The 15,440-nt window shown below is 40.9% G+C and carries 14 protein-coding genes and 2 pseudogenes; 14 read left to right on the top strand and 2 right to left on the bottom strand.

The genetic code is table 11. The annotated features are described in order from the left end of the window. Positions 1-44: 44 nt before the first annotated feature. The 5 genes and pseudogenes from G4D76_RS03200 to G4D76_RS16565 all read left to right on the top strand — a co-directional run bounded on the left by G4D76_RS03200 (position 45) and on the right by G4D76_RS16565 (position 4,590). The gene (locus G4D76_RS03200) at positions 45-611 is read left to right on the top strand and encodes a hypothetical protein (protein ID WP_213810525.1); all 567 of its coding nucleotides are present in this window, start codon (positions 45-47) and stop codon (positions 609-611) included. A gap of 50 nt (positions 612-661) precedes the next feature. Next, positions 662-1,465 carry a hypothetical protein gene (locus G4D76_RS03195; RefSeq protein ID WP_371814649.1) on the top strand — a complete coding sequence of 268 codons (804 nt, stop codon included), beginning with the start codon at positions 662-664 and terminating at the stop codon, positions 1,463-1,465. Positions 1,466-1,477: 12 nt separating this feature from the next. Beyond that, positions 1,478-1,939: a methylated-DNA--[protein]-cysteine S-methyltransferase gene (locus tag G4D76_RS03190; RefSeq protein ID WP_213810523.1), complete on the top strand. Its 462-nt coding sequence runs from the start codon at positions 1,478-1,480 to the stop codon at positions 1,937-1,939. 237 nt (positions 1,940-2,176) lie between these two features. Further along, positions 2,177-3,921 (top strand): annotated as a pseudogene (gene leuS, locus G4D76_RS03185) (leucine--tRNA ligase); the annotation flags it as partial. Beyond that, positions 3,901-4,590 (top strand): class I tRNA ligase family protein, encoded by a 690-nt coding sequence (locus G4D76_RS16565; RefSeq protein ID WP_371814648.1) that lies wholly within the window; start codon positions 3,901-3,903, stop codon positions 4,588-4,590. The pseudogene leuS and the gene G4D76_RS16565, both read left to right, overlap by 21 nt. A gap of 227 nt (positions 4,591-4,817) precedes the next feature. Here the strand turns inward: G4D76_RS16565 and G4D76_RS03180 are convergent. Further along, positions 4,818-6,069, bottom strand: a pseudogene (locus tag G4D76_RS03180) (NAD(P)/FAD-dependent oxidoreductase). A gap of 83 nt (positions 6,070-6,152) precedes the next feature. Here G4D76_RS03180 and G4D76_RS03175 point away from each other — a divergent pair. The 8 genes from G4D76_RS03175 to G4D76_RS14440 all read left to right on the top strand — a co-directional run bounded on the left by G4D76_RS03175 (position 6,153) and on the right by G4D76_RS14440 (position 13,984). Further along, on the top strand, positions 6,153-7,787 hold the full coding sequence (locus G4D76_RS03175) for a putative polysaccharide biosynthesis protein (protein ID WP_213810522.1): 1,635 nt from the start codon (positions 6,153-6,155) through the stop codon (positions 7,785-7,787). Next, entirely contained in the window at positions 7,787-8,473 is a 687-nt protein-coding gene (locus G4D76_RS03170) for a pseudouridine synthase (protein ID WP_213810521.1), read from the top strand. Before G4D76_RS03175 ends, G4D76_RS03170 begins: the two co-directional genes overlap by 1 nt. A 77-nt stretch (positions 8,474-8,550) precedes the next feature. After that, positions 8,551-9,048 (top strand): hypothetical protein, encoded by a 498-nt coding sequence (locus G4D76_RS03165; protein ID WP_213810520.1) that lies wholly within the window; start codon positions 8,551-8,553, stop codon positions 9,046-9,048. 344 nt (positions 9,049-9,392) lie between these two features. After that, entirely contained in the window at positions 9,393-10,808 is a 1,416-nt protein-coding gene (gene pepV, locus G4D76_RS03160) for a dipeptidase PepV (protein WP_213810519.1), read from the top strand. A gap of 427 nt (positions 10,809-11,235) precedes the next feature. After that, entirely contained in the window at positions 11,236-12,048 is an 813-nt protein-coding gene (locus G4D76_RS03155; protein WP_213810518.1) for a phosphotransferase family protein, read from the top strand. Positions 12,049-12,070: 22 nt separating this feature from the next. Further along, complete coding sequence (gene trmB / locus G4D76_RS03150; protein ID WP_213810517.1) at positions 12,071-12,703, top strand: tRNA (guanosine(46)-N7)-methyltransferase TrmB; 633 nt, start codon at positions 12,071-12,073, stop codon at positions 12,701-12,703. Positions 12,704-12,789: 86 nt separating this feature from the next. Continuing rightward, on the top strand, positions 12,790-13,254 hold the full coding sequence (locus G4D76_RS14445; protein WP_250130152.1) for a beta C-S lyase family protein: 465 nt from the start codon (positions 12,790-12,792) through the stop codon (positions 13,252-13,254). Then, positions 13,214-13,984, top strand: coding sequence for an aminotransferase class I/II-fold pyridoxal phosphate-dependent enzyme (locus tag G4D76_RS14440; RefSeq protein ID WP_250130151.1), 771 nt, complete (start codon positions 13,214-13,216; stop codon positions 13,982-13,984). Before G4D76_RS14445 ends, G4D76_RS14440 begins: the two co-directional genes overlap by 41 nt. Positions 13,985-13,998: 14 nt before the next feature. On the opposite strand, the gene G4D76_RS03140 is transcribed toward G4D76_RS14440, so the two are convergent. After that, on the bottom strand, positions 13,999-14,268 hold the full coding sequence (locus G4D76_RS03140) for a hypothetical protein (RefSeq protein ID WP_213810516.1): 270 nt from the start codon (positions 14,266-14,268) through the stop codon (positions 13,999-14,001). A 96-nt stretch (positions 14,269-14,364) separates the two neighbouring features. On the opposite strand from G4D76_RS03140, the gene G4D76_RS03135 reads away from it, so the two are divergent. Then, positions 14,365-15,438, top strand: coding sequence for a M42 family metallopeptidase (locus tag G4D76_RS03135; protein WP_026859642.1), 1,074 nt, complete (start codon positions 14,365-14,367; stop codon positions 15,436-15,438). Positions 15,439-15,440 lie beyond the last annotated feature (2 nt).

Raw genomic sequence — 15,440 nt, 5'->3', positions numbered from 1 at the left:
TTTTAGCGCTATTTATACTTGCACTGATAGTTCCAGCTGTATGGATGGTCCTAAACATATTTTTAATAAACGCTGAAGAATTTCTTATCGGTAAAGCAGCAGTACTGCTGTCATTATTTATTATTCCGGTCTTAGCACTGTTTCTAGTTAACGGCATTATTAAAGAAATGTTTATGGATAAAAATATCGATTCATATTTGGTTCTGCCGGTGACGCCGAAAGCTGTATTTTCTGTAAAATTATTTTATCAATTTACATTTAAAGTATTGCCGATTGTGCTATTTATAAGCATGGCGGCAGGCCTGACACTGGCTGCGAGGTATGAATCGCCGCTGCTGATTTTAAGCAATATAGTATACTTTATTTTTATTGGTGCAGTCAGTACAGCATTTGCATATCTTATCGTTTTTATCGTTACGAAAATTTCATCGGCAAAACGTGTCGGGGAAATACTAACTTTGGCAGGCGGATTTGCGAGTGTGCTGCCGTATTTCATTATTATGGCGGGCAGCCAGTATTTAATCGGTATTATTGACTTCATGCCCGATGTTAGTTTTATCTTCTCAGGATTTTTATATAAGCCGGAAATAGTAAAATATTTCTGCTGTTAATTATTTTTCTTGCAGCAGCTGCCGCTTTAATTTGGCTCGTCTTGAATTACGTGACTGATGCCTTTGTTAAAGGGACAGCGAATACGAACCGGATTCAGCGCAAAAAACCGGCGTCAGCTGAAGTAAGTTCATCTATAAGTGCGCTCCTGAAAAAAGATATTTCGATGACGAAACGAGATTTTAAGGAATGGTCAGCAGTGCTGCCGCAATATTTATTTCCTTTTGTCTTTTTATATTTACTGACTTCAAATCCGTTGATATACGGTGGAGAAGCATCATCAGACGATCAGGTTATGATTTCAATCGCATTCGCAGGATCGATTATGATTTCACTGTTTGCCGCTGCGATGAATACAGCAAGAGATGCACGAACATACACATTTTTAAAAATGATGCCGGTCAGCGGCCTGGATATCGCAAAAGCAAAATATTTATATAATCTTATAACGATTGCACCGATGTATATATTTATTACAATCATTATTTACTTTATACTTGATGTACCTGTCACAACGCTGATTTACGCCATTCTCGTTTCAGTGCTGCTTGTGATGATTGCAGCACCGCTTGGTATGCTGCTCGGAACAATTAATCCGGTAGTCTCAAGGAAAAATCCGGCGCTGCGGCTGGATACAGCAGCGAATGTTATTATTTCCGTTACAATATTTGCACTGATATTTTTAATGGGCTATATGACTCAATTTACAATTGAATTCAACGGTGAAGCATATGTGCTGAAGCATGACACGATGTTTATGGTGATTGGAGTCTTAATTGTGTTAAGCATTTTATCGTATGTATTCTTGTTAAGAAATAGGACGGAAGTACGATCAGGGATACAATATTACGTATAAGGACTGATAACTATGACTGGTACTGTATATTTTCAAAAATTTGATATCGGCTGGCTGCGGCTTGAATCGAGCGATGATGCGATTGTCGGAGTAGATTACGTCGATGAAGCGGGGGAGCCGGCTACGCCTGACAGCGTAATTGAACAATGTATTCGGGAGCTCGGTGAATACTTTAATGGAGACAGACAAGCATTCGATGTTAAAATAAATCCGGGTGCTCACGGGACGCCATTTCAGCAGTCTGTCTGGCAAGAACTAAGGCAGATTCCCTACGGTGAAACGATCAGCTACAAGACGCTTGCTGAAAGGATTAGCGGAAGTAATTATTCCCGTGCTGTCGCCAATGCTAACGGTAAAAATCCAATTTCGATCATCATTCCGTGCCACAGAGTCATAGCGAGCAATAATACGCTCGGTGGATATACCGGCGGACTCGATAAGAAAAAACTGCTCTTATCCGTCGAAGGACGCTGACAGCCTTGCTATATTAACAAAATTCAGCTATATTATTAATATCAGAAGCAGTAGCAGAAACGTTTCTTTAAGCGAGCCGGTGGGCGGTGTGAACCGGTATTAACGTTAAGTGAACTTGTCTGTGTTAATTTCATACTATTTAAAGTTGCATAAATGTGAATGCGGGTGGTACCGCGGTCGTATAGATCGTCCCATATTTTTTAGATATGGGATTTTTTTATTTAATGAGGAAAACCAATGACGTTTAAACACAGAGACATCGAAAAGAAATGGCAGCAGCACTGGGAAAACAACAAAACATTTAAAACAGAAGATGAGATCGGCAAAGAGAAATTCTATGCACTCGATATGTTCCCTTACCCATCAGGAGCAGGACTGCACGTCGGTCATCCTGAAGGTTATACGGCGACAGATATCGTCAGCCGCATGAAACGTATGCAGGGCTACAATGTGCTTCACCCGATGGGCTGGGATGCATTTGGTCTGCCTGCTGAACAGTATGCGATTGATACGGGAAATGATATTCATGCATTTAACGAGAAAAATATCGATACATTCCGACGTCAGATTAAAGAACTCGGTTTCAGCTACGACTGGGACAGAGAACTGAATACGACGGATCCTGAATACTACAAATGGACACAGTGGATTTTATCCAGCTTTATAATAAAGGACTTGCTTACGTTGACGAAGTACCTGTGAACTGGTGTGAAGCGCTTGGAACAGTACTTGCAAATGAAGAAGTAATCGACGGTAAAAGTGAACGCGGCGGACATCCGGTAGTACGTAAACCGATGAGACAGTGGATTCTTCGTATTACTGAATATGCGGACCGTCTGTTAGAAGATCTGGATGATCTTGACTGGCCTGAATCGTTAAAAGATATGCAGCGCAACTGGATCGGTAAATCAGAAGGGGCTAATGTCACTTTTGACATCGATGGTTTCGATGAATCATTCTCTGCATTTACAACACGTCCGGATACGATTTACGGTGCGACATATGCAGTGCTTTCTCCTGAACATAAATTAATCGATAAAATTACGTCTGACAATCAGCGTGAAGCGATTAAAGCTTATCAGGAAAAAGCGGCGCATAAGAGCGAGCTTGAGCGTACTGATCTTGCCAAAGAGAAAACAGGAGTATTTACAGGAAGTTACGCAATTAATCCTTTAAGCGGTGAAAAACTGCCAATCTGGATTGCGGACTACGTTCTCGCTTCATATGGTACAGGTGCAATTATGGCTGTTCCGGCACACGATGAGCGTGACTATGAATTTGCTAAACAGTTTGACCTTAAGATTTTACCTGTACTTGAAGGCGGTAATGTGGAAGAAGCAGCATTTACCGGCGAAGGTGCACACATTAACTCAGGCGAGCTTGATGGTTTAGGACTTGCTGACGGTATTGCTAAAGCAATTGAACTGCTTGAAGCGAAGAATGCCGGAGAAGCGAAAATCACATACAGATTGAGAGACTGGTTATTCAGCCGTCAGCGTTACTGGGGCGAGCCGATTCCTGTAATTCATTGGGAAGACGGCACGATGACAACAGTTCCTGAAGAAGAACTGCCGTTAGAACTTCCTGTAATGACAGAAATTAAACCGTCAGGTACAGGCGAGTCACCGCTTGCAAACAATACTGAGTGGATTAATGTTGTCAGAGAAGACGGCGTTAAAGGCCGCCGTGAAACGAATACAATGCCGCAGTGGGCCGGCAGCAGCTGGTACTTCCTGCGCTTTATCGACCCGGACAACACGGAACAGCTTGCTGATCCTGAAAAACTGAAACACTGGCTGCCTGTAGATTTATATATCGGCGGCGCAGAGCACGCGGTGCTTCACCTTCTTTACGCAAGATTCTGGCACAAGTTCCTGTACGACCTGGGTGTTGTTCCGACGAAAGAACCATTCCAAAAGCTGTATAATCAAGGAATGATTCTCGGTGAAGGTAACGAGAAGATGAGTAAATCAAAAGGGAACGTTGTAAACCCTGACGATATCGTTTATTCACACGGTGCTGATACTTTAAGACTGTATGAAATGTTTATGGGACCGCTTGATGCATCAATTGCCTGGAATGAAAACGGACTCGACGGGGCGAGAAGATTCCTTGACCGCGTATGGAGACTTGTTATTAATGAAGAAACTGGTGAAACTGCAGCGAAAATCGTTGACAAAGAAACACCGGAACTCGATAAAGTGTATAACGAAACTGTGAAGAAAGTAACGGAAGACTTCGAGTCGCTGTTATTCAACACAGGAATCTCACAGCTGATGGTATTCGTTAATGAATCTTATAAGGCACAAGAAGTAAACAAAACTTACATTGAAAACTTTGTGAAACTGCTGTCGCCTGTCGCACCGCATATCGCAGAAGAGCTGTGGGATAAACTTGGCAATAACGATACACTTGCATATGAAGAATGGCCATCATACGATGAAACAAAACTGGTAGAAGATACAGTTGAAATCGTACTGCAGGTGAACGGGAAAGTTAAAAATAAATTAGAAATTGCAAGAGATCTGTCAAAAGATGAAACAGAAGAAATTGCACTGGCTGATGAAAAAATTAAAGCAGAATTAGAAGGTAAAACGGTACGTAAAGTTATCGTTGTTCCTCAGAAATTAGTTAATATTGTAGCTAATTAATTAAAACACCGCTCCGGACTGAATTTAGTCAGGGAGCGGTGTATTTTTATAAAAAATTATCCGAGTTTCAATTATAAGCCGGATATAAGCCGGATTTTGCGCATCGAGTGCTCCCGGTTAACAACGGCGTTTCCCTGTTGTGAATCCAAGGCTCCCGGTTCACACGGCGCTTCGTGTTGTGAACCGGGGGATGAACCACGACGATATACCCATTAATTAAAAGAGTTTTACCCGTTTGAACAATGATATCCTGCTACGTAACCGGTCACGAGGGCACTTGTTATATTGTATCCGCCGGTGTAGCCGTGAATATCGAGAACTTCGCCTGCGAAGTGGAGTCCTTCGATCAGTTTGCTCGACATCTTAGAAGGGTTAATTTCTTTTAAGTTCACGCCGCCGCCGGTAACGAATGCTTTTTCAATTGACTGAGTGCCGTTGACGTTGAAAGTGAAGCGTTTGAAAAATTCAACAAGTGCTTGTTTCTGCTGATTTGATACGTGGTGGCCGCTGGTGCTGCCGTCGATTTTTAAATACTCGAGCACGAATGTAATCAGGCGTTCCTGATGAATATTTTTTAGAATGTTTTTAAGACTTTTATCGACGTTGTCTTTAATAGTCTTATTTATATATTCCTGCATTTCGCCCATCGTGTACTGCGGAAAAAAGTCGAGCTGCATTTTAATATTATTTTTTCTGTGCCTGCTGTTCTTTATAAACGAACTGGCTGCAGCGCAGCGCCGCCGGGCCGCTGACACCAAAGTGCGTAAAAATCATATCCATCTGATGTGTAATACGCGGTTTGCCGTTTTTCTTTAAGACAGATAAAGCAACGTCGTCCAGGCTGATGCCTTTTAAGGAACCGTCTGTAAAGAATCGCTGATTGGATGTAATCGGTACTTCAGTCGGGAATAAATCTGTAACTGTATGGCCAAGTGATTTCGCAAATTTATGGCCGTCGCCGGTAGAGCCTGTCTGCGGCACACTCTTGCCGCCGGTCGTAATAATGACATTTCTGGAATTGTAAGTAGTACCTGTTGTCGTTTTTACGCCGGTGGTTTTATCGTCTTCGGTTAAAATTTCTGCGACTTCAGTTTCAAAATGGATGTCCACTTTATTTTGTTCAAGCTGTTCCAGAAATACATTCAGCACGTCTTTTGCTTTGTTCGAGACAGGGAACATCCGGCCGTGGTCTTCTTCTTTTAATTTAACGCCGTTGGATTCGACAAAATTAATAATCGATTCATTATCGAAAACCGAAAACGGACCGTATAAAAATTTACCGTTGCCCGGTATGTGTTTAATAATTTCTTCATAGGGCAGACGGTTGGTAACATTGCATCGTCCGCCGCCTGAAATCAGCAGTTTCTTGCCGAGTTTCTTGTTTTTTTCTATTAAAAGTACCTTGTTATTGTTTAAACTTGCCGCGGTCGCAGCCATAATTCCGCTGACACCGCCGCCAATTACTATCGTATCGTACATGAGTTTGCTCCTTTTAGTTTTAAAGTATTCTATAATCCATTATAATAATGTGTATGTTTATTATAGATAAGAAGGGTTAATATATGTCGGATCAGAAAAAGATGTTTCGCGGTACATTTCTTTTAACCGCAGCTACATTTACAACACAGATTTTAGGAATGCTTTATTTAATTCCATTTTACAGCATTATGGGTGGAGAAGAAAACCTAGCTCTCTACGGGTATGCATATACACCGTATACAATCATGCTGTCGATTGCAGCTGCCGGCGTACCCGGGGCTGTATCGAAATTCGTTGCGAAGTATAATGCACTCGGTGCTTACGAAACCAGTCAGAAGCTTTACAAATCAAGTCTTCTTGTCATGATGGTCTCAGGTGTTATTGCGTTTCTTGCCTTATATTTTATGGCACCGGTCATTGCCGAAGCACAAAGTGCCGCTAGCGGCAGCGGGGATCACCGCTGGAGTACTGAAGATATTACTAGTATTATACGCGTCATCAGTTTCGCAGTCATTATCGTACCATTTATGTCAACTTGGAGAGGAATATTCCAGGGACACGAATCATTTGGTCCTACGAGTGTTTCGTCAGTTGTTGAACAGGTTTTACGTATTGCAGTACTTTTATCGGGTGCGTTCATCGTTATTAATGTAATGGACGGTTCGATAAAAACTGCGAACGAGATTGCCGTATTTGCGGCTTTCGTAGGGGCGGTTGGTGCGACTGTGACACTCGCAATATTCTGGAGAAAACGTAAACCGTTTATGGCAGAACAGCGCAAACAGGATACGAGCGGCATCGATTTGTCTTACAGCCAAATGTATAAAGAAATTATCCGTTACGGCCTGCCGTTTATTATTGTCAGCATGAGTATTCCGGTCGTGTTATTCATCGATCAGATGACTCATAACAACGCATTGTCGCTTGCCGGTGTGCCGGGCAGTCTGCAGGACTCATGGTTCGGTATGCTCAACCTGACGACACACAAACTCGTGATGATTCCGACAGCATTCGCATCAGCATTTGCGATAACGATTCTGCCGTTCATTACGAAAAACTATCAGCAGAAACTGTTTGATAATGTGCACAGCCAGGTGAAATCGATGATTCTGATGCTGTTATTCTTTGTTATTCCTGCAGGTCTTGGGATGATGATTTTATCAGCACCAATCTATACAGCGTTTTACAGCTATAACGAAATCGGCATTATGATACTGACGTTTTATGCACCGGTCAGCATTATTATTTCACTATTTTCTGTAACATGTTCTATCGTACAGGGAATCGATAAACAGAATTTAACATTCTACGTGGTTATCATTATGCTGATTATTAAAGCAGCAGTGAACATTCCGCTGATTATGAATTTCTACACAGTCGGTGCTGTAATGGGGACAGCAATTGCACTGGGTGCAGGTGTAATTATGAACCTGATTATTATTAAAAAACATGGTAAGATCCGTTTTCGTGCATTCATTGCACCGATATTCCAAATTATCGTCTGTGCACTTGCGATGCTTTTAACAGTTGAAGTGGTGTACTACTTACTAATGATGAACATCGACGAAATGACAACAGTAACTTCTGTGCTGACATTATTAATAACAGTGCCGGCAGGGGTTATAGTCTATCTGTTTATATCATTTAAAACAGGACTTGCAGACGAAGTACTTGGTGAGCGTGCAGGGAAAATCCGCCGGAAAGTGAAGTTTTTATAATGAGACTTGATAAATATCTTGCGAATGCCAATTTAGGCAGCCGCAAAGAAGTGAATAAGCTGATAAAAAAAGGAGAGATTTACGTTAACGGCACTATCATCAAAAATCCTAAAACAGACGTCGGCTACGAAGATGATATCGTATATATTGACGTGCCGATTATACTGGAAGAATTTATGTATTTTATGATGAATAAACCGGATGGGGTGATCTCTTCAGAAGAAGGTCCGACAGAAACAGTCATTGATTTAATTGCCCACCCGCAGCAGGGAGAACTGTTCCCTGTCGGCAGGCTGGACAAAGATACTTTAGGGCTTTTATTTATTACGAACGACGGCAAACTTGCCCATAAGCTGCTGTCGCCTAAAAACGAATACTACAAAACGTATCATGTGACACTCCGTGACGAAGTGACCGAGGCGGATATTACACAGCTTGAAACAGGTATTGAACTGAAAGAATTTACGACGAAACCGGCAAAAGCTGAATTATTAAATCCGCACGAAGTATCGTTATCGATTACTGAAGGGAAATTTCATCAGGTGAAGCGGATGTTTTTAGCAACCGGCAATGAAGTGGTAAAGCTGAAGCGCACAAACTTTGCTGCACTTGAACTCGATGGGGCACTTGCTGAAGGTGAATATCGCAGATTAACTGAAGAGGAAATAAAAAAATTAAATAATTAAGTTTATAATACGCCGCTAAGGGTATAATTTATATTAAGTCCAAAGAAAAACAATTTTATAATACGAGGTGTATTAAAATGGGGAAATTATTTAATTTAGTATTTAGAGTCGGTGCGGTACTTGGTATTGCATATGCTGCAAAGAAACTTGCAGACAATAAAGATGTTGTAAAAGAAGAATACGCAAAAGCTAAAGAAGATCCGAAAGCTTATGCACAGAATGTGCAAGAAAAAGCGACTGCTAAAGCGCAGGACGTTCAAGCTAAAGCTCAGGAAGAATATTCTAAAGCTAAAGAAGATCCGAAAGCATACGCAGAAAACGTTCAGAACAAAGCAGCTGAAAAAGCAAAAGAAGTTCAAACTAAAGCTAATGAGCAAGTAAACGTTGCAAAAAACAAAGCGACTGAAGTTCAGTCTAAAGCTAAAGACGAGTACGCTAAAGCCAAAGAAGACCCTGAAGCTTATAAAGCAGAACTAAAAGAAAAAGGTCAAGAAAAAGTGGATGAAGCTAAAAAAGAAGCTGAAAAAACCAAGAACAATGTAAAAAAAGAAGCTAAAAAAGTAAAAAAGAAGTAAAGGGTCCTGAAGCAGATGCCAAGCCGGATAAAGAAAATACCGACGATATTGATCAAAGAGAATCTGTTTTAGCAGACGAAGGCGGCATTTCAGAGAGTGAAGTAGAAAAATTTGAAGAAGAGCACAGCGTTGATGTAGTAGATGAAGCAGGCGCTAAAGATGAAAATCATAATGTGCATGTAGTTACAGATAACAAACAGAACAATAAAAAATAAGCAGTTATTTTGAGGAACCGCAGATGCGGTTCCTTTTTTGTCCTGCTGCCTGATTATTTCCCGCACAAACTGAAATAATTTACTAAAAAGTATATAATGGAAGAAAATCTATTGCTGGAGCTGATTTAAGTGGATGCGAAACATTTAGTAAGCCAATATAAAGATGATTTAATTGATGATTTAATCGGATTGCTGTCAATTGACAGTGTAAAAGGGGAAGCGGTTAAAGGTGCACCTGTCGGCGAAGGTCCGAAACAAGCACTCGAATATATGATTGACCTCGGTGTGAAAGCGGGTCTGCCGACGAAAGTTGTCGATAATCTTGCCGGTCATATTGAGTTTGGCGCAGGTGAAAAATTATTTGGTGTGCTTGGGCATGTCGACGTTGTTCCTGCAGGTAAAGGCTGGACGTCTCAGCCGTTTGAACCTGTAATCGTTAATAATGAAATTATTGCACGCGGTGTCCAGGATGATAAAGGGCCGACAATGGCTGCCTACTATGCACTGAAGATTTTACATAACGAAGGATATAAGTTTAATCAGCGTGTCCGTCTGATTGTCGGTACGGATGAGGAATCTGACTGGCAGTGTACAGAAGCTTATTTCAAGAGCGAAGAAATGCCCGACGCCGGTTTTTCTCCGGATGCTGAGTTTCCAGTTATTCACGGTGAAAAAGGGATTACGTCATTTAATATCGTTCAGTCTCATCTCGACGATGAGTATATGGACAGCGATATTGAATTGAAAGCATTTATTGCCGGTGAACGCTACAACATGGTACCTGAATCTGCGGAAGCAAAATTAAAAGTTCTTACACAGATGAGTTCGATTATTCAGGCGTATGAAGGGTTTATCCGCAAAACAGGAAACACAGGAACATATGAAATCGACGGCGGTTTCTTAAAACTTGAACTGTCAGGAAAAAGTGCACACGGTTCAACACCTGAAGAGGGTGTTAATGCTGGAACGGAACTGCTTAAATTCTTAAGAGAAATCGAGCTGGATAGAAACGCCAGACAGTTTGTCAGCTTTGCACAAAGTTATATTACCGGTAATTTAACGGGTGAACAGTTTAACATGGCGCATCATCACGAAGAGATGGGCAACGTCAGTGTTAATACCGGAATGATAAATTATACGGAGGTTGACGGCGGTATTTTCGGTGTGAACTTAAGATATCCAATTGGTCTCGATTTCGATAAAGGAATTAAAGACCTGGAAGAAATAATAAAAGAAACAGGCTTTACGATAGAAGATATCAGCGATCAGAAACCTCATTACGTCGATAAAAACGACCCGCTTGTGCTAACGCTGCTGGAAAGCTATCAGAAACACACAAATGACGACAGAGAAGCATTTACTATCGGCGGCGGAACTTATGCGCGTACGCTTGAAACAGGCGTTGCATTCGGTGCAATGTTCGAAGGTACGACGGATACGATGCATCAGAAAGATGAACGGATTAATATTGATGAACTGATGCTGGCAACAGCGATTTATCTGGAAGCATTATATAATACATGCGTAGTTAAATCTGAAGTTTAAAACTTCAATTTACACATTAAATGAATATCTGCTATCCGCAGGTCACAGAATAATAACAGATATTTTCAAAGAGCAGAAAAGCGGGTATAGAGTGTGCTAAAGAATGAAATCCTCTATTCCCAGAAAGCAGAAAACCTGTTATACTAACATTTGCTTCTTTGCCAGGTGCCCGCCATTAGAATTAAGCAGCACGGCAAAAAAATGAGCGTATAATATATTGCATCATTCAGTTAACTTTAAACAACATTTTGTTTAATGTATAATAATTTATCTGAACAACATCACAGTTAATAAGTACTAACATTCAGTTGGCAAAAGTATTCCATCTTTTGTCCTTGAAATAAAACAATAAACCCGATAAAATTTTAAACATGAACTAAATTTGCGCTATCAAATTAATATTATAGCGCAAATTTTTATTTGACCGATGAAACGAGAAAAAAAAAAATTCGATCATTTCTATCAACTCGGCTGGCAATTAGATCCTTTGGGAGGTCCATCCGGTGAAGCTTATAAAGCAGAGCAGGACGGACGCAAATTATTCCTTAAAAGAAATGCCAGCCCTTTCCTAGCGGCGTTATCCGCAGAAGGCATCGTCCCGAAACTCGTTTGGACTAAACGAATTGAGACGGGCGAAGTGGTAACAGCACAGCATTGGAAAAATGGCCGGGAGTTGACACGTGAAGATATGGGAGGGCTGCGGGTCGCAGCGCTGATGAGTAAGATACACACATCAGAACCGCTCCTCACGATGTTAAAACGTCTCGGTATGAAACCGATGCTGCCGGAAATTTTACTTAATAAAATACAGTCATCATTATCTCCGAAAGTTAACGCCCATCACGTCGTTAGAAATGCCATCCAATACCTCGAAAACGCAGTGCCTGAAATTGACGCTGCAGATTTGAGAGTATGCCACGGTGATGTAAACCATCATAACTGGCTACTTTCCGACACAGACGAACTGTTTTTAGTCGACTGGGAAGGTGCAATGATTGCAGACCCGGCGATTGACCTCGGCATGATTTTATACCCGTACGTCGACCACAGTGAGTGGGACAGCTGGCTTCAAAATTACGGTGTCGAACTCGATAATGATTTACGTTCCCGCATGAAATGGTACACATTCGTTCAGGCGATTACAATGATTCAATGGTACGAAGACCGTAAACGTTTTACAGAGATGAACGAATGGATTTTGTTCTTATCGAGAGTGATCGACAAAGACCGACTTATTTAATAATTGAGAGTAGTGAATATTTTTGAGAATGCGCAATAAGCCGTGGGCAATTGATTATTTGGAATCAAATGACCATATTGTTGATGTCAACAATACGTACAGCAAAAAAATTAAAGAGTTTTTCAGTACAGTACAGCCGATTCATATCGAAGTAGGTACAGGAATGGGCACGTTTATCACGACGCTTGCACAGAATAATCCCGATATTAATTATGTCGGGATTGAAATCGATAAAAACGTCATGATCCGCGTTACGGAAAAAGTATTAGAGCTTGGACTGACAAACGTGAGACTGCTGCTGCTGGACGCAAATAAACTGATGGAATACTTTAATGAGAATGAAATCGATAAAGTTTATTTAAATTTCTCGGATCCATGGCCGAAAACACGCCATGCGAAAAGAAGACTGACACACAGCAACTTTTTATCAAGTTATAAACAGCTGTTAAAAGAACATTCAATCGTTGAATTTAAGACGGATAACAGAAGATTATTTGAATTCAGCCTAATGTCGATGAACGCATACGGCATGAAATTTAATAACCTTAACCTCGATGTCCATGACGATGAACCGGAAGAAAATATCCGTACAGAGTATGAAGAGAAATTCTCTAAACGCGGCCATAAAATATACTGGATCCAAGCATCTTTCTAACGAAAGGTGCTTTTTCTTATTCGTGTATTATCCATTAAAGAATGTTAAAATATAAGGATACAGAACATTTAGAGTGGAGGTATATAATGACACAGTTCGATTTCAACAAAACGACGTCAAGAGAAGGTACATACAGTGTTCAGTACGACGGCACCGAAGCTTTATTCGGAGCGACAGGACTTGAACCTTTCTGGATTGCGGACATGGATATAGAAACGCCTGAAGTGATTAGAGATGCGATTAAAAAACGTCTTGATAATGGGATTTTCGGTTATACAATGTGGCAGAATGAGCGCTTTTACGGTCCAATTATAAACTGGTGGAAAACACGCTTTAATATTTCTTTAAATGAAGATGATATTCACTACGCAGCGTCGGTATTATATACGGTCGGCGAAGTGATGAGACAAACGACCAGCGAAGGAGACGGTGTAATCTTAACGACACCTTCCTACAATTCTTTTCCGAATTTAATTAAAGGAAATGACCGTAAAATAGTGGAGACACCGCTTGTTTACGATACCGAGAAAAAAACACTTTTTAAATATTGAAGAGTTCACGAGTCTCTGTGAGCGTGAAGATGTAACATTATATATTCACTGCAGTCCACATAATCCAACCGGGAAAGTATGGACCAAGGATGAACTCTTGGAGATTAAAAAAATATGTGCTGACAATAATGTATATTTAATCAGCGATGAAATTCATATGGATTTCGTCAGACCGAAAGAAGATTTTGTATCTGTGGCGTCAATTATCGAGGACAACGATCTTGTACTTGTAACGACAGGATTAGGAAAATCGTTTAACTTAGCGAGTATTCCGCACTCTTACTTTATTACAAAAGACAGAACCATAACGTCTGATATTACCACTGCAATGGGGAGCAGATATAATGTCAACACTGCTTCAAGCTTAGCACTTGCTGCGATTGAAGCAGCGTATACGGAATGCGGCGAATGGATTGACCAGCTGAACGAACATGTTGAAGGAAACTTCCAGCTGATTAGTTCTTATATCGATGAGCACCTGTCTGAATATTTATCATTTGATGTGCCTAAAGCGACTTATCTCGGCTGGATCAGTTTTGAAAAATCAGGTCTCGATGCTGATACAGTGCATAAGGCGCTTGTAGAAGTCGGCGGAATTGCCGTATCACCGGGCAAGCTGTATCTGGATGCAGAAAATAAGCATTTCAGATTTAATGTAGCATCAAGCAGAACACGTATCGAGGATGGGCTCGAGCGTATTAGAAAAACATTTGAACATTTAGGCAAATAAAAAAATCATGGGGATTACTGAACAGTAATCTCCATGATTTCAGCTGTATAAGGATCTGCTAAAAAGTTATATTTCACCGTGTTTTCATCATTGCCCACATGCAGAACTCCGCTTACCGTATTTGTGTTTAAACCAAAACGGTTTTGGCCATCTGCCTGATAGTCAAGCGAGATGAATGAGATGTTTTCAAACTGCAGATGCAAGTTGTCTACAACTTTTTTAGTATCGACTCTGCGGTGCAGTACTAACCATACTAGCAGGGGAATAACCGTTACAGCTAACAATGTAAATATATCAAATTACGCTTCATATGTACATCCTCCTTATGAAGTAGTTTAACATAAAATATTGGATAAATAACAATTTAAAGGGGTATTTTCATGGAACTGTCGAAAAAAACATTGGAAAGAATGAAAACTCTAACAGAACTGCACGGGGCACCGGGATTTGAAGATAAAGTGCGTGACTATATGAAAGCTGAACTGTCGGAATATGCTGATGAAATAATTCAGGACGGGCTCGGCGGGGTTTTTGCAGTTAAAAAGAGCAAAAATGAAAACGCGCCGAAAGTTCTTGTTGCAGCACATATGGACGAAGTCGGTTTTATGGTCACAGAACTTGCTGACAACGGCTTTATTAAATTTACACCGCTTGGCGGCTGGCCGACTGACGTATTATTAAGTCAGCGTTTTTCAGTACGTACATCAGCTGATGAAGAAATTACAGGTGTCATCGGGAGTGTGCCTGTGCATTTCAGAAGAGGCGAAAACAAGAATACTAAAATTGAAGATATGCTGCTGGACGTTGGTGCTGATTCAAAAGAGGAACTGCTTGAAATGGGAATTAACCTCGGAGACTCAATCGTGCCTAAAGTTGATTTTCAGGTGCTTAAAAATGAAAAGAAATTACTCGCTAAAGCATGGGATAACAGATACGGCTGCCTGATTGCCATTGAAGCACTGGAATCGCTTAAAGATACTGAACTCGACTGCGACCTGTATATTGGTGCGAACGTTCAGGAAGAAGTTGGCTTGCGCGGAGCGAAAGCAAGTGCCAACATGATTAAGCCTGACATTGCATTTGTTGTTGACTGTTCACCAGCAAATGACATGATGGGCAAAAAAGATGATCTCGGAAAAATAGGCGAGGGCACATTGCTGCGCCTGTTTGACCGTACGATGATTCTCGCACCGAAAATGCGCGAATTTCTGCTCGATACTGCTAAAGCATCAGATGTTAAATATCAGTACTATCATTCGCCGGGCGGCACGGATGCAGGCAGCATTCACGTGTCAAACGACGGCGTGCCGTCAGCTGTAGTTGGTATCTGTTCACGCTACATTCATACAGCAAACTCTATTATTAATTATGAAGATTATTTCCATGCGCATAATTTATTAACGTCGCTGATTAAAAACGTAAATAATGAAACAGTTGATAGAATAAGAGGGTAGAC

Origin of the sequence: Jeotgalicoccus sp. WY2 (genome assembly GCF_018437745.1) — a bacterium.
In the GTDB taxonomy this organism is placed as follows: Bacteria; Bacillota; Bacilli; order Staphylococcales; family Salinicoccaceae; genus Jeotgalicoccus; species Jeotgalicoccus psychrophilus.
The sequence above is the reverse complement of the archived record's forward strand: the minus strand, read 5'-3'. Positions and strand labels throughout refer to the sequence as shown.

Coding starts and splice junctions, on each gene's coding strand:
- G4D76_RS03200 (WP_213810525.1), top strand. CDS start 45: ATGGTCCTAAACATATTTTTAATAAACGCTGAAGAATTTCTTATCGGT.
- G4D76_RS03190 (WP_213810523.1), top strand. CDS start 1,478: ATGACTGGTACTGTATATTTTCAAAAATTTGATATCGGCTGGCTGCGG.
- G4D76_RS16565 (WP_371814648.1), top strand. CDS start 3,901: ATGAGTAAATCAAAAGGGAACGTTGTAAACCCTGACGATATCGTTTAT.
- G4D76_RS03175 (WP_213810522.1), top strand. CDS start 6,153: ATGTCGGATCAGAAAAAGATGTTTCGCGGTACATTTCTTTTAACCGCA.
- G4D76_RS03170 (WP_213810521.1), top strand. CDS start 7,787: ATGAGACTTGATAAATATCTTGCGAATGCCAATTTAGGCAGCCGCAAA.
- G4D76_RS03165 (WP_213810520.1), top strand. CDS start 8,551: ATGGGGAAATTATTTAATTTAGTATTTAGAGTCGGTGCGGTACTTGGT.
- G4D76_RS03155 (WP_213810518.1), top strand. CDS start 11,236: ATGAAACGAGAAAAAAAAAAATTCGATCATTTCTATCAACTCGGCTGG.
- G4D76_RS14445 (WP_250130152.1), top strand. CDS start 12,790: ATGACACAGTTCGATTTCAACAAAACGACGTCAAGAGAAGGTACATAC.
- G4D76_RS03135 (WP_026859642.1), top strand. CDS start 14,365: ATGGAACTGTCGAAAAAAACATTGGAAAGAATGAAAACTCTAACAGAA.